Source organism: Saccharibacter floricola DSM 15669 (genome assembly GCF_000378165.1).
Classification (GTDB): domain Bacteria; phylum Pseudomonadota; class Alphaproteobacteria; order Acetobacterales; family Acetobacteraceae; genus Saccharibacter; species Saccharibacter floricola.
In genome coordinates, this window is the sequence record NZ_KB899348.1 from 1 (window position 1) to 18006 (window position 18006).

The 18006-nt window shown below is 52.7% G+C and carries 21 protein-coding genes and 1 pseudogene; 2 read left to right on the forward strand and 20 right to left on the reverse strand.

Annotated elements, in window-relative coordinates; genetic code table 11:
- From F457_RS0110635 to F457_RS0110670, 8 genes and pseudogenes are all read right to left on the reverse strand, one after another.
- Positions 1-212, reverse strand: a pseudogene (locus tag F457_RS0110635) (structural protein P5); the annotation flags it as partial.
- A gap of 2 nt (positions 213-214) precedes the next feature.
- A complete protein-coding gene (locus F457_RS0110640; protein ID WP_156809444.1) occupies positions 215-496 on the reverse strand; it encodes a hypothetical protein in 282 nt (93 codons plus the stop codon).
- A 64-nt stretch (positions 497-560) separates the two neighbouring features.
- Positions 561-2366 carry a hypothetical protein gene (locus tag F457_RS0110645; protein ID WP_018981127.1) on the reverse strand — a complete coding sequence of 602 codons (1806 nt, stop codon included), beginning with the start codon at positions 2364-2366 and terminating at the stop codon, positions 561-563.
- 237 nt (positions 2367-2603) lie between these two features.
- A complete protein-coding gene (locus F457_RS0110650; RefSeq protein ID WP_018981128.1) occupies positions 2604-3080 on the reverse strand; it encodes a hypothetical protein in 477 nt (158 codons plus the stop codon).
- Entirely contained in the window at positions 3077-4315 is a 1239-nt protein-coding gene (locus F457_RS12945) for a hypothetical protein (RefSeq protein WP_018981129.1), read from the reverse strand. The genes F457_RS0110650 and F457_RS12945 overlap by 4 nt, the downstream gene beginning before the upstream one ends.
- Before the next feature lie 3 nt (positions 4316-4318).
- Positions 4319-4930: a YmfQ family protein gene (locus F457_RS0110660; protein ID WP_018981130.1), complete on the reverse strand. Its 612-nt coding sequence runs from the start codon at positions 4928-4930 to the stop codon at positions 4319-4321.
- Positions 4931-4932: 2 nt separating this feature from the next.
- Complete coding sequence (locus F457_RS0110665; RefSeq protein WP_026294355.1) at positions 4933-6051, reverse strand: baseplate J/gp47 family protein; 1119 nt, start codon at positions 6049-6051, stop codon at positions 4933-4935.
- Positions 6052-6093: 42 nt separating this feature from the next.
- On the reverse strand, positions 6094-6597 hold the full coding sequence (locus F457_RS0110670; protein WP_018981132.1) for a phage GP46 family protein: 504 nt from the start codon (positions 6595-6597) through the stop codon (positions 6094-6096).
- Positions 6598-6741: 144 nt separating this feature from the next.
- Here F457_RS0110670 and F457_RS13660 point away from each other — a divergent pair, with 144 nt between their 5' ends.
- Together F457_RS13660 and F457_RS0110675 are read left to right on the forward strand one after the other, a co-directional pair.
- On the forward strand, positions 6742-6924 hold the full coding sequence (locus F457_RS13660; protein WP_083912769.1) for a type II toxin-antitoxin system HicA family toxin: 183 nt from the start codon (positions 6742-6744) through the stop codon (positions 6922-6924).
- An 18-nt stretch (positions 6925-6942) separates the two neighbouring features.
- Positions 6943-7338, forward strand: a complete 396-nt coding sequence (locus F457_RS0110675) for a type II toxin-antitoxin system HicB family antitoxin (protein ID WP_018981134.1) — start codon at positions 6943-6945, stop codon at positions 7336-7338.
- A gap of 41 nt (positions 7339-7379) precedes the next feature.
- Here the strand turns inward: F457_RS0110675 and F457_RS0110680 are convergent, their stop codons facing one another.
- From F457_RS0110680 to F457_RS0110735, 12 genes are all read right to left on the reverse strand, one after another.
- A complete protein-coding gene (locus F457_RS0110680) occupies positions 7380-7904 on the reverse strand; it encodes a phage baseplate assembly protein domain-containing protein (RefSeq protein WP_018981135.1) in 525 nt (174 codons plus the stop codon).
- A complete protein-coding gene (locus F457_RS0110685; RefSeq protein WP_018981136.1) occupies positions 7905-9038 on the reverse strand; it encodes a phage baseplate assembly protein in 1134 nt (377 codons plus the stop codon).
- The gene (locus F457_RS0110690; RefSeq protein WP_018981137.1) at positions 9035-10342 is read right to left on the reverse strand and encodes a DNA circularization protein; all 1308 of its coding nucleotides are present in this window, start codon (positions 10340-10342) and stop codon (positions 9035-9037) included. Before F457_RS0110690 ends, F457_RS0110685 begins: the two co-directional genes overlap by 4 nt.
- 47 nt (positions 10343-10389) lie before the next feature.
- The gene (locus tag F457_RS13410; protein ID WP_018981138.1) at positions 10390-12642 is read right to left on the reverse strand and encodes a phage tail tip lysozyme; all 2253 of its coding nucleotides are present in this window, start codon (positions 12640-12642) and stop codon (positions 10390-10392) included.
- Between the two features lie 199 nt (positions 12643-12841).
- Positions 12842-13486, reverse strand: coding sequence for a phage tail assembly protein (locus tag F457_RS0110700; RefSeq protein WP_018981139.1), 645 nt, complete (start codon positions 13484-13486; stop codon positions 12842-12844).
- On the reverse strand, positions 13483-13872 hold the full coding sequence (locus tag F457_RS0110705) for a phage tail tube protein (RefSeq protein WP_018981140.1): 390 nt from the start codon (positions 13870-13872) through the stop codon (positions 13483-13485). The genes F457_RS0110700 and F457_RS0110705 overlap by 4 nt, the downstream gene beginning before the upstream one ends.
- A gap of 11 nt (positions 13873-13883) precedes the next feature.
- A complete protein-coding gene (locus tag F457_RS0110710; protein WP_018981141.1) occupies positions 13884-15380 on the reverse strand; it encodes a phage tail sheath subtilisin-like domain-containing protein in 1497 nt (498 codons plus the stop codon).
- On the reverse strand, positions 15377-15598 hold the full coding sequence (locus F457_RS0110715; protein ID WP_018981142.1) for a DUF2635 domain-containing protein: 222 nt from the start codon (positions 15596-15598) through the stop codon (positions 15377-15379). The genes F457_RS0110710 and F457_RS0110715 overlap by 4 nt, the downstream gene beginning before the upstream one ends.
- 30 nt (positions 15599-15628) lie before the next feature.
- Positions 15629-16135: a hypothetical protein gene (locus tag F457_RS0110720; protein ID WP_018981143.1), complete on the reverse strand. Its 507-nt coding sequence runs from the start codon at positions 16133-16135 to the stop codon at positions 15629-15631.
- Positions 16132-16494, reverse strand: coding sequence for a head-tail joining protein (locus F457_RS13415; RefSeq protein ID WP_018981144.1), 363 nt, complete (start codon positions 16492-16494; stop codon positions 16132-16134). The genes F457_RS0110720 and F457_RS13415 overlap by 4 nt, the downstream gene beginning before the upstream one ends.
- Entirely contained in the window at positions 16491-16835 is a 345-nt protein-coding gene (locus tag F457_RS0110730; RefSeq protein WP_018981145.1) for a hypothetical protein, read from the reverse strand. The genes F457_RS13415 and F457_RS0110730 overlap by 4 nt, the downstream gene beginning before the upstream one ends.
- Positions 16835-17998: a major capsid protein gene (locus F457_RS0110735; protein WP_018981146.1), complete on the reverse strand. Its 1164-nt coding sequence runs from the start codon at positions 17996-17998 to the stop codon at positions 16835-16837. The genes F457_RS0110730 and F457_RS0110735 overlap by 1 nt, the downstream gene beginning before the upstream one ends.
- Positions 17999-18006: the final 8 nt, after the last annotated feature.

The window sequence follows — 18006 nt, forward strand, 5'->3', positions numbered from 1 at the left end:
GCCCATTTGGCGATGATACCAGCAATCGTGTTGACCCGATCCCGCTCAACATAGCGCAAAAGCTGGTCACGCAAAGCCCGCAAACCGTCTTGAGCGGTGGGGAACACAGCAAAGCGCCCGTGAGGCTCCGGCTCTCGATGAGCGCCGGATTGCCCGACATAGTTGAGGTTGCCGGGGTTATTGTTGCGGATACCGCGTGGAAGAGGGCGCATGGTTAGCCTCCGAAGAGTTTTTTACAGAGATCAAACAACCCCACGGCGATCCCACCACCAGCACCGCCGGCGACGGTGAGAAGCATGGTTTTGCGGTTGTTCATCTCGCTCATTTGTTGGGAGATTTTAGCGAAACCATCATTCATCTGGGACGCCACAGCGCTGACTTTATCAGAGAGCGATTGAATGCTTTCTTGGGCGTATTTCTGCTTGGTTTCCAGCGTGACCACACGGTCGCGGAGTTCATTGACTTCGCCACGACGGGCGCAGTCTGCATCAGGCATGAGAGCCTCCTTGGGGCATAAAAAAAACAGCCCCTCCATAAAGGAGAGGCTGCGTGATCGGGGGTTATGAGCTGTATCCTTCGACAGTGACATCTAATGTGACGGGGCTGAAGGCTGGTACGAGTTTATCATTCGTATTCTTAATGATAGTTTCGATAGCCACATAACAGCCCGTACGATCAGGCTGAGTATTGTTGAGGATATTGGCAATATGAAGTTGTCCATCGCCATTTTCTGTTGGTGTAAAATGGGCAACGACAAGATCATCCTTAGCGTAAGGTTTCGGCCAAGAAATACGTCCAGCATTACTCACAGAAACGCGGAAGGACTGACGCATACGTCGTCCTTCTGTGTTGCTGGTTTCCAGAAGGTTATTTCCCGATGGCGTGACAATGGTCCCATCGGTCTGCAGCTTCCAATGGTGGTCACCCGTTTCGTCTGTGATACCGAGAATACCTTGTGTCATCTCGCCATTATTACGGTAGAGCTGTTGATAGAATTTCTCTGGTCCGTCATCCATCGCAAGCGTTATTTGGCCACCACCGCGGTTGTTATTCCAGTGGTGTGTGCGTTTTATCGTTACATCACCCTCTAATGTTCCGCCCGTAAGTGGCAGATAAGTCGCTTCAGCGGTCTTAGCACGCTCTGTCTCAGCATTGAGGTCAGATTGTAGGGCTAGAGCACGCCAGCCATTCTCCCCGTCATAATACAAGACATTGTTGTTATCGCCTTGTGTGTGCATGGCGACACCATGAATATCGCCCTTTGTTAGACCGTAGGTACCAGAGATAGCCTGAGCTTCAGCGGTCTGAGCACGCTCTGTCTCAGCATTGAGGTAAGATTGTAGGGCTAGAGCACGCCAGCCATTCTCGCCGTCATAATACAAGACATTGTTGTTATCGCCTTGTGTGTGCATGGCGACACCATGAATATCGCCCTTTGTTAGACCGTAGGTACCAGAGATAGCTTGCGCTTCAGCGGCCTTTGCGCGTTCTTCTTCGGAGGAAATTCCGTCTGAGAGATCCTTGTGGGTTGCGTAATCTCCTCTGGGCTGGAGAGTTGCTTCAACCGTTTTAGCGCGCTCGACTTCTGAGGTTAGGTCGTTATTTGACGCATAGTCGCCCTTTGGCTGAAGGCTCGCTTCAGCGCTTTTTGCCCGTTCCGCCTCAGCCGTAAGGGAGCTAGTCGTCGCATAATCCCCTTTGGGCTGTAATGTTGCCTCTACGGTCTGGGCGCGGTTCGTTTCTGCATTAAGGGCGGTATTGGTGGCATAATCACCGGCGGGTTGTAGCCCAGCTTCAGCGGTTTTTGCACGCTCACTCTCGCTCTTTAGGCCTGCGTTTGTGGCGTAATCGCCAGCAGGCTGCAACGTGGCTTCGACAGCTTCTGCCCGGCTTGTTTCAGCATTTAAGCTAGAATTCGTCGCATAGTCGCCTTTTGGCTGAAGCCCTGCTTCCACTTTCTCAGCCCGGCTTGTCTCATCTTTCAGAGCTGCTTCCAGAGCCGTTACGGCATCTGTCAGCGCAAACCAGGCACCGCTCGTGTCTGTTGTCGGGTCAGCGCTGTTATTCTCTTGTGTCGAGATAAAAAGCCGCCTGGGGTCATTGGGGTCTGTGACAAGAGCTGTCTGCGGATAGCCGCCGATTTGGTGCGCAAAGCTTGCGTCAAAGGCGCGGACTTGCCCGGTTTCTGTCAGGCGCGAGGCTTCAGAAAATGTACGGAACAGTTCTGTTCCAGAAGTTGTGAGCGCTGCAATGTCGCTTATCTGGAAATCATTGAGCAGAGGAGGGCACCCAGCTGGAGAAGGGATAGAGCCGTCTGTGTTGGGGGTAGCGGCAGGTTGTGCCGTGTATGTGTCAGATCGTTGCATGTTAAAAAGTGAACCTTTTGGATCATAAAAAAAGCCAGCACAACGCGGAATGCGTTGGACTGGCTGTGGTGTTTTTGACAGAGGGAGTGTCAGCCCCAAGGGCCGCCTGGCTATGGCGGGGGTCTTGGAGAGGATGATCGTGCGGCGGCTTTAACGAGAAATGTCATGAATGGTCTAACTATAAAAAAACCACCTCAGAGGGTGGCGATGAGGAAGGGAGAGAGCGGTGATACGACGTTACGTCGTGACATCATCTGGAGCAGTAGGAAGCTGCGTGCTGGTGGTATCGGAGCCATCGGCAATAGCCCGCAATGCCTGCACATAAGCGCGCATGTTCGGGCCAAAGACCTCGCCCATCACCGCCGCCATATTCGCCTTTTGTTGCACGGCTTGCAGAGCATTCTGTGCTTGCGGTCTGAGCGGTGGGGGCGGAGGCGTATAGTCTGAAAGCGTGCCATTGTCCCATTTCGCGCCTTTTTTCGCTGAGAAGGTCTTATACTCCTCCAGCGTAATGGCGTGGAAATCAGGGTCTTCCACAGGGCTTCCATCCGCAATGATATAGAAGTTTTGAACAATCCCCGTTTGTGGATCGACGCGCACAAAATAGCGTGCGTTTGGGGAGCTTTCAGCCGGCGGTTCTGGCGTTGTAAACGCCTTGATCTGCTCTGCTATGGTTGCGTTGGCGGCCGTTGTAGAGAGGCTTGGATCTGTCATGATGTTTTTCCAATCGCGATAACGTCGAATGTCAGAGTGTAAGGGGAGATGGTGGTTACGCCGCCATTGGTTGACCAGATTTTGGCAGAGAACCCGCTTCTGTTTTTATGCGGTCGGTTAGGGTCGTCATAATTGAGCGCGACCCAATTAATGTAGCCGCTGGAGACAATGGGTTGGATAATGAACGTGACGTCATCGTCAGCAAACGACCAAGGCAAGCCCACCCACTGCCCATCTGAGATCGTGGTTGTTAGGCGCTGTATCGCGCATTTCCCGCCACCCGTTGCGAGTGTTGTATTGATGAGGTTGTTGCTGGCACTGGTGAGTGCGTCTGTGGTTGCCATAAACCAAAGCTTCTCTTTGGCGTCACGAATGACGGGCACGGTGCCATTGATCCCGATACACATTTCTTGCACCGGCGTGTCGGAAGGCACATTGCCATCGCCCACCACATAATTGCCTTTCGGCTGTAAGGCCGCCTCAGCCGCTTGAGCACGGTTTGTTTCGGCAGAAAGAGCGTCGGTGCTGGCAAGGAACCAGAGCTTGCCAGTGCTGTCTTTGGCAACGGGCACAGTACCGTTGACCCCGATGCAAAGCCCCGAGACGCTGACATCGGTAGGCACATTGCCAGAACCCAGCACATACGGCCCCTTGGGTTGCAGCCCTGCTTCGACGGCTTCCGCCCGTTGGGTTTCGGCATTAAGGGCATTCTGGAGCTGGCTCTCAGCGGCTTGAGCGCGGCTTGTTTCAGCATCAAGAGCGTCGGTGCTGGCGAGGAACCAGAGCTTGCCAGTGCTGTCTTTGATAACGGGAATGGTGCCGTTGATCCCGATACAGATCCCCAGAGCAGGCACATCTTCAGAGGCATTTTTAGAGCCAACAAGATACGGCCCCTTAGGTTGCAAGCCTGCTTCGGCTGCTTCTGCCCGTTGGGTTTCAGCATTGATGGATGCTTCAAGGGTAGAAAGAAAATGTGAACTCTGTTGCTGAACCAATGTGAGAATGGCAGCAACAACTTGTGCATTATTGGTTTTATCTGGACTGATGCCAGCTTTTTCGCAAATAGAGAGAAGCTCCCCTTGCACCATATTAAGCCACCAGGCAGGGACAAATGTTGCGCCTAATCCTTTATCGCTTGGATCCCCGTCTGTGAAATAACCTGGCTGACTAACGGCGTCTGTTGGAAGGGGATCAGGTGTTTGAACGGCTGTAATGTCATCAATTTGATAAGCCATGTTTCATCTTTCTTCTGTTGTGAAATAGCGAAAGAAAAGCGCTGTATGGGCAGGGGAATGCTTGCGGATGACACATTCAATGTAGCCGCGCTGCCACGTTCTCAGCCGGTTGCCTGCGGTGTTGCGGCCAGAACGAAAGCGCGACACTACAAGGCGTGGGATTTGCACACGCCACGCAAACGCCCAATGACGGCCGTAACAGCGTTGACCCGCCCGCATGATACCCGCTCGTGCAGGGGCGAACTCTTCAATCGTAATAGGCACGCCTAGATTTTGAGCGAGGGTGATATAGTAACGAACCGACGAACCGCCTTCATCGGTGAGCTTTGCAATGATAGCGTTTCGCCTTTGCTCAGGGGTTCCATCATCCCCCATGCAGCTATCGGGAAGATCAAACGTCTTTTCCCATTCTTGGATGAAATGATATGTGGTCCCTGGGAACAGATCACTCAGCAAGGATAGGGCTCTATGTGTGCCGTCCTGATAGACTTGGCCTAGAACATGGAAGAGCTTTCCTAAACCGTTCTCTTTTGATCGGTTCCACAGTAAGCCAGAAGGCAGAAGCTTAAGGAGCGCATCACGAAAGTCTTCTGCGCTATAGCGGTGAGAAGGCATGGCTAATTCCTAAAACTAATCTTCCCAAGTATGGGCATTCTTCCCACGGTTTCAGCAATGACAGGGCCACTGGGAGACTGCACGCTATATTGAGGAAGGTTGAGTGCATCTAAGGCGCCATTCCACGTTGAGGGATAGACCGTGGCACCGGGGCCGCTTGCACGTCGGAAAGCATCGTTAAGTGCGTTCGAAATAGCCGCCTGTGTGGTGGCGGTATTATCATCTCCTAGGCCGGAAATAATGAAATCAATGGGCTGTGCAATTGGAGCGCACACAATAACCAGAGCCGTGACAGGGCGAAGGTCATTGATGGCATTTGCAACAGTCAGCTGGTCTCCACTTGCCGTATGGTAGCGCTTTTCAGCTGTTGCGCTGCCATCTTTGCCAATGGGGAAGCCACCTTGAGCAGCATTGGCATTATCGAGCATCACATAAACCACCACACTGCCAATCCCGAACCCATCGGGGTTGACCCAGGCGCGCGTCACGCCGGGAATGGCTAATGCCCAATCGACATAATCTTGAGCGCGTCCATTCTTCCCAGCCGTTTGGTAGGCCGTGAGAATGCGCGCCCTAAAGGCTTCTTCATCCTCGAGGTCTGCCCCGCCTGTAAAGGCTGTGGACACAAGCCCAGATGATTGCACGCCAATAATGGGGTTGGTCAGAGTTGCGACCGTTCCAAGTGGAACATTGCCGTTCGCCCCTGGAGTGGAAAAGCGGACAGGCAGTGTTATCTGACCCGTTCCATCCGCTGTTGCAGCTTCTGTCGTGATGGCCGTGCCTACATTGCCCAAAGAAATCTCAGAACCTATGGGGAGGGCCGTATTAGCAACGGCTTGAAACGTCACAGCTCCTGATGCTGGCGAGGCGGCTTTACGCGTGACGCCCTTGAGGTTTCCCCAGCCTTCAAGATTTTCACCTGTTGCCGTCCAAGGCACACCCTGTTTCGCAATCCAATCAAGATAGGCGTCATGAAGATGAGCCATTCCTGCCCACACTTTGGCAAAGACCCCGAGTACTGAGAAACGCGTGATGTTGGTTGCACCAGGCAGGTTAGCAGACTGCATATTTTGCAAAATACTATTGCGGTGCTCGGTTAAAGTCGGACGATTGAATGGCATAGCGAAACTCAGAATTGCAGACGGGAACGTAAAGAAACGCGCTTAGGCCATGTCTTGCCATGCGAGAGAAAATTGAAAATTCTCAGGAGACGGCCCGGTGGGCTGATAAGCGGCAATAGAAAAGTGAATTGTTTGAGCGCTGTTGTGAGACCATGTCGCGTTGACGTCGATTTTTACGACCACATTATCGGTTATGAGCCATTCAAGCGCTTCATAAATGATGGCCTCGACTTCTAAGAGAACGGTATTGCTTTGCGCCACAATGACACGCTGTAATTGCCACAATCGTGAGCCAATAAGGCCCTCACCAAACATATCGCCCCACCATCCCTTGCGTGGGTTTTCAGTGGCATGAAGCGCATTACCGGGGATATGAAGACCAATAGCCTTATCTTGTGCTGAAAGCTGATCAGGTGCCAGACGATCAGAAAAAAGAGAAATGAGAAGGGCTTCTCTTAACGGGTTTTCTAAAGAAATATCGCCATCAGAAAAGAGCAGATCACCCGCTTGTGTAGCGTTGTGATAATGGAGTGCAATATCGGCCATTCTGTGCCTCCACAAAAAAGAGTTTATGACGGTTTTTTATCGTTTTTGAACCTTTCAAAAGCGCCCCACCGTGCATGAAACTAAAATACACACGATATGTATTTTTCTGTTGAGTATAGTAAGTATAGTGTGTATAAAATCCCTATGAACAGCGCTAAACTAATCCGCGAATTAACAAAAGCGGGATGGAAGGAAGTCAGCTGTCGAGGATCACACCATATTTTCAAGCATCTAGATCATGGCCACTCAGTCACTGTTCCCCACCCTAAAAAGGATTTATCAAAAGGTTTAGTCGCAGCCATCAGAAAACAAGCCGGGCTTTCCTAGCCCGGCAAAGGAGACACCATGCGTTACCCAATCGTTATCGAACTTGGCGATCAAGACACAGCGTATAGCGTGATCGTTCCAGACCTTCCGGGGTGCTTTTCAGCAGGCGATAGCTTTGATGAGGCCATCACGAATGCGACTGAAGCTATGACCTTGTGGATCGAGGAAGAGATCAAAGAAGGCCGCTCTATCCCACGCCCATCAACCCTCGAAAGCCTCAAACAATTAAAGGACTATGAAGGGCCAGAATGGGTATGGGGGTTCGCCTCTGTTGATCCAGCTCTTTTTGAGGAGAAAGCCGAACGTATCAACATCACCATCCCTCGCCGCATTTTGGCACGCCTGGACGCACAGGCTAAAGCAGCAGGGGAAACACGGTCAGGATACATCGCCCACATGGCCATGACTTTCTAAAGAAAGCGTTCTTTTCCCTAATGTTTAGCGCGTTCAAGGCTTTACTGAGGCGCCCCCGTTGAGCTGCCACCAGATTGCACACCCGTATGGGTATGGTGAGCGCTAGAAATCCCATGAGCTATGACGTCTGTCTGCCCAGTGATTGTCCCAGTGGCTGTTATGTTCTCGCTTACATTGAGCGAGCCCGTGAGGTTTACGATGCCGTTTTGAGGGATGATGGAAATGCTTCCGTCATCCATAAAGCGCATGATGGACCCCGTTGGGGGGTGGGTGATGCAGACTTCGCCCGGATTAAGAGAAGTGGGGTAATTACGTTGGTCGTTGGTGGCGATAGCGACGGGGCGTGAACGGTCGCCACCTAAAAAAATAACCAAGGCATCACAGCCCGCGCGTGGCCGCGAGACGAAGCCATAATGCTGTAGAAGAGGGATGTTATCGCGTAGTTCGCGTGAGGTGAGGAGAAGCTGGAGCGTTTGGCCGCCTTTCTTCATCACCGTATCGGCCGTTTGACGGCCGAGCGAGAATAAAAAGGCGAGCCGTCCAGCAAGTCGGGCGAAAGATGACATTTAATGCCTCGCAGAATCATTTTGGGCAGCAGCCCCTGCCTTTTGATTAACCTTATTGACAATAGGCTGCGGGGTGAGGCTGGCAGAGGTCAGCAAGGTAAGCTGCGTACGCCGCCCGTTGGCTGACCCTTCATAGGTGACATTGGCAATCACAAGATCGACGCGACTATCGTCTGGTTTTGTCAGTGTCACACGTGTGTTGGGCGTATAGAGCGCTCCATGTTCGTCACGATGGCCTGACACGGTAATAGTAATAGGCTGCGACCGGCCTGAACGACGCGCGACTTCCCACAGAACACGCTTCCCAGCGACATCAAAATTCGCGTCGCCAAGGTCAACAGGAATGAGAAGGGGGCGGTATCGCGTCATGCCGGGGTCAGTTGCCTGCTTCCCGCTTTCCGATGCCTTAACCTGCGAGACATAATCTGCACTATTGGGCTCAGAACTGAGCAAATTTGACGTTTGTAAAACAGCTTTGATGATGCTGTAACGGTTCGTCGTTGAATGCTGCTCTTCATACTCTTCAATAGTATCACCATACCGAAAGCTTGGCGTTTTCTCCGCTGCCTTCTGCACGGTTGTGAGATGGATGTTTCCCTCTGCGGTATCTGTAAAGAGAAGCCCCACTTGCCGACAGAGGCGGTCAATGATCGCGTAAGGTGTTTCAGTCAGATTGATGGCAAAAAGCGGAATAACGGGATTATCAATCTGAGGATCGACGGTTACGGAAACACCAAAAGGCGCGCAAAGCTGCGTCACCATGCTCGACAGGGTTCGGCCATTATTTTCGTTACCGCCAAGCGTGAGGTCAGAGGTCACGAGGGACGCCGAACAATCGGTGAGGTCTTGTGTCTTGGAGCCAATAATCAGAGAAATCGTATGGCCGTTCGCGTTGATGGATTCACTGGTCGAGACAAGATACCCGGTGAGCATCAGTGTCTCACCCATCATAACAGTGGCGCTTGCCCCTACTGTGAATGAAAGATCATGATTATCGAGCTGGTGAAGGGTAGCGCTTAACGATAGTTGCCATGGGATCAGGTCAATCCCGGCATGGTAGCTATAGTTTTGCCAACCGGTAAGCTCGTGGTTGTCGATGGTGACTTTTAGCGCGTTGGGGTCCGTCTTGCTCATGATGATTCTGCCTCAAAATGACTTGGCATGAAGGCGGGGTGAATAGCCTCTGACCGTGACATAAGCTCACCCGAGCGACTGCCATCCCCATAGAGCTGCTGGGCAAGAGTGAGCGAAGGAAGTGGCCTATTGCGGGTGATGGGCACGAGATCGGGAAGTGCTGTTGATTTTTGTGACAAATCTTGCAGGCTTTTGGCAGCAAGGTCGCTGATGGATTGGTAAAGCTCATCAAGGTTATTATTGCCTGCTGCCATCTGAAAATCGTCATAGAGCGCGGCCATGGTCGTGATTATAGCGCGTGCTTCTGTAGCGGTGGCTGGCTGCCAGTCTGATAATGCGACGGCCAGCGGGCCTAAAGCCGCGCACGCAAGATAAAAGCGTGTCCAAAGAGCGGCCAAAGATGAGGCATGGGTGATGGTTTGGGCTTTTATCTCTATCGGGTTAAGCGCCTCTTGTGGAAGCGCGCATAAAGGCTTGAGCAATGCCAACTGAGCGGAAGGGTCTGAGCTATTTTGTGGCACAAGAGACAGAATATTCTGTACGCGTTCAGTGAGACTTTCAGGCGTTGGAGATGCCGTTGCCAGTGCGCGAGCGGACGATTTGAGTGAATCCCGCCATTGAGAAAGCGTGCTAAGAGCGTCATCAACCGACAATGTGCCTGATGACCCGCTATAGCGGCCATTATTGCCCATTATTTGAGCGACAGGTTGAGTGGTTGACGTTGGGCTATTGGCTTGTGTGACGACGGTCCCTGCCCAGTCACTCATAACAGCGCGCGCGCTTTGGGCCACAACAGCGCCGTGAGCAAAGAGACGGGAAGAAATATTGATATAGCCGGCGGCTGAAATAGCCCCCGTTGCCATAGAGGCCACCCCTAGGGCGGCATGAAGACCGGCCGTGATGAGGTTTGAGAGGAGCTCTTTCTGCTCAACAAAGCTTAGATTAAGGTCAATGACATTGGTATATCCGTCACGTTCTGCGAACTCATAAGAGGTGCAGACAGCCCTGAGGATACCAAGGCTTGGATGGATAAGCAGGCCAGGGCCTTTATGCTCCACGGCCATCGTCAAAAGGTCACGCTGGGAATAGCACAGAGGCCCAACAAGAAGGCCGCGTATTTTCCAGCGCCTGCCTTGCCGCCCTAAATCTTCCGACCAAACGCCGTTATGAGTCGGATAGTCATGGGTGGCAACGCGCCGCCCTGTTGTTCCACTTGAGCCGTAGACCGCAAAGGGCACACCGCGAAAGGTGCATTGTAGGAATTCACCGGCAATGGCTGATAATGGCGAGAGGGAAAAAGACATAATTTTTTTCTCCTAAATAATCCCTAAAAACCATCTCAGAATCCCCCTCATAAAGAGGGGGCATCAGGCGACATCGAACGGTGTGTGCGAAGAGAGCCTAGTGAAATGTTGGGGCTGTTTTCACTGAGTTTTATGCGCGTGCCCGGTGGTGGGTTGAGGTGATTGATGTCAATCACAACCTTGCTGCTTGGGTCTGCCCCCATATTGCCTGAACGTGTTTGAGCGTTGTGGCCCTCATCCTTTGTGAGGTCTGCCTGATGATCAGGCGGCCGAGCTACTGACAGTGGCGGCCCTTTAGGCTGAGGTGGCTCCATGACCAGTGCTGGTGCCGATGGCTTTGGAGGTATAGCGTTCATTGCTGGAGCAGCGGGATGCGAGAGAGAGCTTGTCACGCTTTTAAGTGCTTGTGCCCATTCCCCTGCCACATGGGCGCGTGCGTTCACATCAGGGCGCAAGGTTGCATCGGTCACGCCCGGAATTTCATAACGCCGCCCCATAGCAAAGCCTGCCTCTTCTGGGCTCTTAGCGCCCATAATATCCTTTTGTATTTTTGGATATTTCGCGAGATCGCGTGTGAAGAAATCCACCTGCTCATCAACAGAGCCTGAGGTCATAGGGTGGCCATAGCGCTTTTGAAACTCTGCTTGACGCCCCTTGTCCCACTGAGCAATGCCGGCATGGCTTCGATTATGAGCAGAGGGGTCAAGATTGCTCTCTTGAGAGAAGTTCGCCAAAATTCCGGCAATGGCCGTATTGGCGAAACCATGTTGATGCAAAGAGCGCTGGATGGCTAAAGCATTTTTGTTTGTTCCATCTACCTTGCGATGTAGGGACGCGTAGATGTGGCTATCGTAGCTTTCTTGTGCGTCATAGGGACGGTTAGTGAGGGGCTTTCCTTCATCCGCTGAAGGAGAATAAAAGTTTTCCCCTGCGCCTATGATGGCGTTATGAGAAAGGCGGTCTTCATTCGTTGATGGAGATTGCGCGTTCTGTGTGGCCTTCTCTTGTTGAATGATAGAGCGTTCTTTCCCTTCATCGAAATTCCAGTTCGTCCAAGCTCCGGTTCTTTTTAGATAATGTTTTTTTAGAGCTGTTTTGTCATCGTCCTTTCTTTTCTCTTCCTCATACCGCTTGTCTGATGCATTCGGCTTGTAGTTCATCACACCGATTGCAGCGATCCCTTCAAGGGCTCCTAATATTCCAACAAGAACACCAGAGCCTGCCATCAGGCTCGCAAGAACAGGGGCGGAAAATAGCCCCGCTAGTGCGCCGGCCGCTATCGTTGCCGCATTTTTCCAACCCCCAAGGGATTGGGCAAGGTCATTGGATTTCGTGACAAAATCACCGGCCCATTTCGTGATGCGATCCCATCCGCCATCTTTGAACCAATCGACGAGGTCTTTGACATATCCTGTGATTTTGGTGGCGATCCATTGGCGGTTAGCGGCAATCCAGTCTGCCATCTGTGTGATAATAGGCGACAGAACGGGTTCTACGGTTTGGGCTAATGTATTGCCAAAACCTTGGACAGAAAGCTCTAGGCGATCCTGACTGCTTGCGAGACGGTTGGCAGCCTCCACCCCGCCTTCATTCATGACGCCGTAACGGCGTGCGAGGTTGATGTTCTTTTGCCATGCCTGCCCTGATTGGAGCAGAACAGGGATAACGCCGCTTGCTCCAGAGCCAAACAAGGACTGAGCGGCTCGTGCCCGTTCGAGGGGCGTTTTAAGCTTGCGTAGTTGGGAGGAAACGCGCCCAAAGAGTTGATCGGGGGCGTCATGTTCCAGCTCTTTGGCAGAGATATGGAACATCTGGAACTGAGCTAGAGCGGCGGGGTCTAGCCCAGTTCTGGCATTAAAGCTTGTATTGGCGAGCTGCTGAAGGGTTGATTGCATGCCTTCAGCAGAGCCCCCTGCCAACTTAGCGGCATTCCCCATAGCCTGAAGGCGCCCAGGAGAGACGCCAATAAGCTGCGAGGTGATGCCAAGCTGGCGCCCCATTCCCGCCCAGGCTGATGATAGCCGATAGACCCCCGCTAAGGAGGCCGCCCCCGTCAGCGTCCCTAAAATAGGAATGATAGAGGCGAGACTTTTAGCAGCACCGCCGGTGGATGCGGCAAGCCCTAAAAAACCCTTGCGGAGTTGACGTGGCCCAAAATTATCCAACCGAGCTGCATTGGTCTGGAAACGCTTAACGGGTGCGTTAAGCCGTGCAACACGATTTTCCAGCTTATCCATCGTTTTAGAAAAACGATCTTCTGCCCCGATGGACATTTTGATGGAGGAGTTTTTAGCCATCATCTTACCCCATCTTCTGGGTTGTTAAACCGGTTTAACAATGCCATTTATCCGCTATTTTCTGCGGATATTTGGCGTATTTTGGCAAGTCGGTTTGACTGTTTGACCCAGAAGATCATCTCGTCGCCCGTCAAGCTTTCTAGGTCTCCACGCGTCCAGCCGGGGAAGGAGAGCGAAAGCTCTGCGGGGATGTCACGCCAATTCACTGGAAAACGGGAAAAAAACCGTTGAGATACCCAGACGCTTCGACAAATCTAGAAATAGGAAGTCGTAAAACAGCGACTTTTGGCCATCCGCTTACGGATGTAATGAGCATCTCATTGGATCTATGGAGTTTCTCCAATGAGATTTTTTTTAGGATCATGCGTGCTGATTTAATCTGGCCAATCATCGGGGCGTGCAATGTCATGACATCCCATTCTTTTCCGCCGCCATGAATGGGCGGAGAAAATGTTAATGTTTTTTCGCAAGGGAGATCATGCTCTTGCTGGGTAAAGTTTTCGCGTGCTCGTTCTTCAAAACCCACAACAAAATCACGTGCCTTTTTAATAATGTCGGCAGGAATTTGAGAAAAAAAGGCATCAGAGAGACCAGCGACCTGACGAACAAGTTCTATTTCAGATTCCATGACCTCAACGCCTACGATGTCGGGGAAGCTTACAATCTTTTGCGATGCTATGATGGTTTCATAGAGCGTAGGTTCGCGGAGTTTGATCTCTGTGACTGTTTTTTCCCCAACGCTTATGGGCTTTGAAAGGGGCAATGTGAGCGTTTCGTTTTCTGTGTTTGGTTCTGCTTCCTGATCTTGAGACAGGCTTTCAAGCATATCATTATCTGAGAGTGTCACGGGGTGCCTCCGACGGTTTCTTCAATCACGCTGGTGCCGTGAAATGTCAGTTTAAAGGTGCTTTCTTGTGTCGAAACGGTGAGGTTTTCGACTTGCCACATGTCGCTTCCTGTCACGACTTTTCCGTTAGCAAGCTCTGCAATGATGGTGAAACCAGAAGCACCCTGGAGATCGGCAATGCGTTTATCGTCGCGGTCTCGGATATTAGCGCTTATTTCACCTTCCACGGGCATTTGTCCAAAACCCTCAACGGCACTCTGGCCCTTGAGGGTTTCGTTGGTCATGCCGCTTGGGCGGTATTCGAGGTCTCCGACGACATTCCAGACCTCGCCGTTGATGGTAAAGCTGGCCCAACCAGCAAGGGGGCCTCTGCGAATGGCAGCCATAGGGTTTCTCCTTAGGATGAGGCGAGGAATTGTGCATTGCCAGCAATCGTCCAGAGCTGATCGGCAAAAATGTAGGGCATAAGCGTTTTGAGAACCCCTTCCCCTGCGGATTCAACAGAAAGACCGGCATTGAATTGTGCAGGGTTTTGACACCAGAGATTGTCACATTGCGTCCGGTAGCGTGCCTTAATGGTGTTGGCGACAATGTCAGGCGTGACGGCCCGGACGCCTGCTGGGATGCGTGCCCCATTTTGCAATAAGATGGCGTTCCCGCATTGTTCGTAAACAAAGGCGCCCATGTCTTGGAGGCAGACTTGAGCGGTTAAAAGACGCTCAATATCCAAATAGGAATTGTCAGGCAGGCCGTTGGCGTTCTCAGTATAGGTTGTGATGATCCGTTCAATGACGACGCTGCCATCATCGCTAACGCGGAACGTGCTCAGTCCGTCATGGAGCAATGAATTACGTTGATCACGGTCGAACTCACCCACGCCACTGGGAGGGAGAGCTGGGAGTGTAATCCCCGCAACGGGCAGAGCGGGGTTATCACGCATAGACAGAGCAATAGAGCCGCCCAACCATGCCGCCCATTTAGCAGGATGGGATGGGCTATCTGACGTCGGCATGATGGACTGGTGCGGGTCGTTCTTGCTCACCAAAGCCGTTGCTTGGCCATATGTCAGGCGAGCCGCTGTGATGGCTTGGCCATAGAGCTGCTGCATGGGAGACCACCGACCGCTGAGGTTGTTGGTCCAATCACGAAACGCTGTGAGGGATGCCTCATCACTATAGGGGTGAATGAGAAGATCATAGACGCGGCTTCCTTGTGTTGCGAACACAGATGGAAGCTGAGGGTTTTGTGCGCCGTTGGTGAAGGAAGTTGTGGTGACGGTTAGGCCATTGGGAACAGATTGGCCGCCTGATGACCCTAAAAGCGCAACGGCTAGGCTGTGCTGATTGTCGGTAAGACCGGCATTCTTGGCCGTGAAGACGAGGGAGATCGTGCCATCGTTTCCCTTGGCAGGGGCGCTAATCGTCACAGGCAAGCCTGCGGTTTGATTGAGACGCGCCACAATAGACTGCGCGACAGCCTGCGCTGTGTCTCCATTGGCAACGGGAACGCTGATGAGCGTATCGTTGACATAAAGGGGGAGTGTTCCCGCTTCGGTGGCTTGGCCGTTAAGCGTGAGCGTTGCGCTGGCGTGGCTTGCGCCTGCATCGTCATCCAGCGGTAAGAGCCAGACCTCTCCTGATGGGTCAGTCTGACGGTAGGCGGCCAACATCAAGGCGACGTGGGAGCCGTCGCCATATGAGGCGATGGCATTAGAAAGTCCCGTATCTTTGACCGCAACATTAGCCGCACCGGGAGCGTTTTTGAGTTTTTGGCCAATGAGTAAAACGCGACGCACACCGGCAGCTGTATTGGCTTTGGAGTTATCGAGGGCAAAATAAAACCCCGGAACACGATTGGACGTGTCGTAGCCGGGGATTGAAATAGCGGAACTCATGGGGCTTTCCCCTCTTCTGTGCGGCGCTCAGTCAAAGGTGGAGAAACCTTTTGAGAAGGTTGGGGGTCTGACGAGGGCGGGGCACATTCTACGACGTCCCCAACAGCGAGAAGGCGGTGCCAAAAAGGGGAGGGCGTCACGGTCTCGCCAGAGGGAGAAAGAACGCGTAACGTGCCGGGATGGCGCACCACCCGGCTTTGAGCTGGTTTGATAAACATGGGGGAATCCTAAAAGGATGGTGCAAGCGGTTAGAGGGCGGGGAAAGTGCCAGACAGAGCAGACAAAGGTTTTCCTGGCAGCGAGTAGGTTTCGGAATATTTGAGCTCCAGGGCGAGCGTGAACTGAGCGAGATGATTTTTGGTTTCACTATTGAGTTCGACATGTGTGTGAAGTCCCTCCACTTCCTCAACGTTGCTCATAAGCTGCGTGTCGGTCATGAGGAGGGTTTCAATCGTTTCATTGAAATGGTCGATCTGTTCCAAAGCGTCAGCAGGGTTATCACCCCGCACAATCCCAATGATCTGGATGGTGGTTGTGCGAGAGAAAGACGGGGGGCCTGCCCCTAAAGAGCTGCCAACATCAGAGGGAGCAGAGACCCATAAGGCGGGGAGTTTATCCGCACTTACAGGCCATGGGTTGCCCTTGAAAACACGGCGTTCCGCAACGGTTGATGCGTGCTTTAAAAGATCAACACAGAGGTCACGAAGCTGCACGCGGAAAAGCCGGCCGTCATCGTGGAGAGGGGAAGGTCTCATGTGAAAATTTCCGGTGAGGCATTGCCTGCATTTAAGGTCAGGTGAAGAGCGCCGTGAGAGTCTGGTTGGACTTCCTCAATCACAAGCCGTTCTCCCCTGACAAGAACATGGTCGCCTTGCCGAGGGAGGGTTGGAAAGCTGGAGGAGCGGCACCCGATGACGGGGAGGGATGAGCTGATGTGAGCGGGCGCCATCCCCATCTCTGTTGGGAGGTCTTCGACCTTTTTAAAGCCCTCATCATAGATTCCCACAAAAGGCACTTTTGGCCCTCCTGAAGCGGGAAAGAGTGTGAGGGGCTCACCGAACGTCTCCATCACAGGGCCAAGAACGAGGCCGTCCCAATCAAGCGGCCCGCTCATCCTTGCGAGGTTGGGGGCGGGGGCGCTGATTTGGCAAAGATGGGGAAAGCCCCTTTTGTGACGCGCTCTTCAGCCGGTAAAACTTCACCATCTGCGAGGCGAATAATGCCCACTTCCACCCATTCGCGCGCCGTGATGGGACAGATGGTCATGCTGGTGCCAGGTGGAATAGGGGGCTGCCCCGGCTCATCGTAGATCGGGCGTAAAGCAACAGCACGAACGGTTTGGAGAGTATCCGGATTGGGCACAGGGGGCGTCCTTGAGGGTGTTTGGAGGGTATCTTGGTCAGTGCGAGGTTGCGTTGCCTCTTCTGACTTAGAGGGCTTCGTCTCGTCCGCCATTAGCTATTGCCTCCTGAGACGCCATTGCCGGGGGCACATACGGTCGCACAGAACGCGGCGTTGACCCGTGAGGGGATAGGCAGCGGGGCTGACTGCATCAGCAGATTAATCTGGCCGGGATTTTCGTTGTACCAAAGCTTTGGAGCATACGGTAAAGGCTCGTAATTGAAGTAAGGGTCTTGAATAAGGCCGTAAGCCCGCGTGCCCTGAAGGTCGGGGCCGGTGAGGATAACGGAGCCATCTGGGAGCATGGGGCGTTCAAATTCTTGAGCGTTCCCTTGCGCGTCACGCACAATCCGTCCTGCTGCGTCGCGCTGATAGTCAACATACCAGTCGGCATAGAGCCAAAGATTAAACTGCCCCCAACGGCCCATAGAGACGCCGCCTTGATTGGGAAGGCGTGCCCCTGTGACGATCGGGTCATTTTTAGGGTCAATAAGAGCGTTTTGGAAAATGGCGTTGACCACTTTCGGATCAGAAATAAACTTTTGCCATGCAGACGGTGTGAAAACGATATTTCGAGGCATCGCCCCAGATTTTTGCATGACGTAGATGGCCCAGTTCGTCACGCTATCGGCTGGTGAGACGTTGGGCTGTCCCCATTGGGCATTCCCTGTTAGCGCGATGGTCAGAGAAGGATCACGGTTGAAATCAATGACAGATTCCCCTTCCCCCTCCACATTCATGCCGATCTTGCCGGTGCTGAGGGCTTGGGCGGCCATCCACTCCGTGCGGCGGTTGATCATGTCTTTTTGATCAGAGAGCTCAAAAATGAGATTTTCTTCAAGCCGCGCACGAATAGAGGTATCGCCCCCGATGCGCTCCCCAATTTGACGGCGAATAGGTTTGAGAAAGTCAGGATTACGTAAGTCTTTTAGGGTTGGCGGGGTGTATAAGTTGGTTGCTGTGCGGCGTGATTCAACAGTTTTCCCTTCCACCAGCGGACTCACAAAAGGGGACATGCGGCGTTTACCAACGTCCACATCAATGGCCACTTCAGGGAATTGAGAGGTCACGATGTTGGTGAAAGCGAGGTCAAGCAGAAAGCCAGAGGACTTTTTGAGGTTCTCAACCGTATCAATGAGCTCGGTGAGGCCATAGACGCTGATCATAGCCTGCAAAGAGGCTTCTGAACCGAGCTCTGCACTAGGATTATAGGCCATGGAGATTA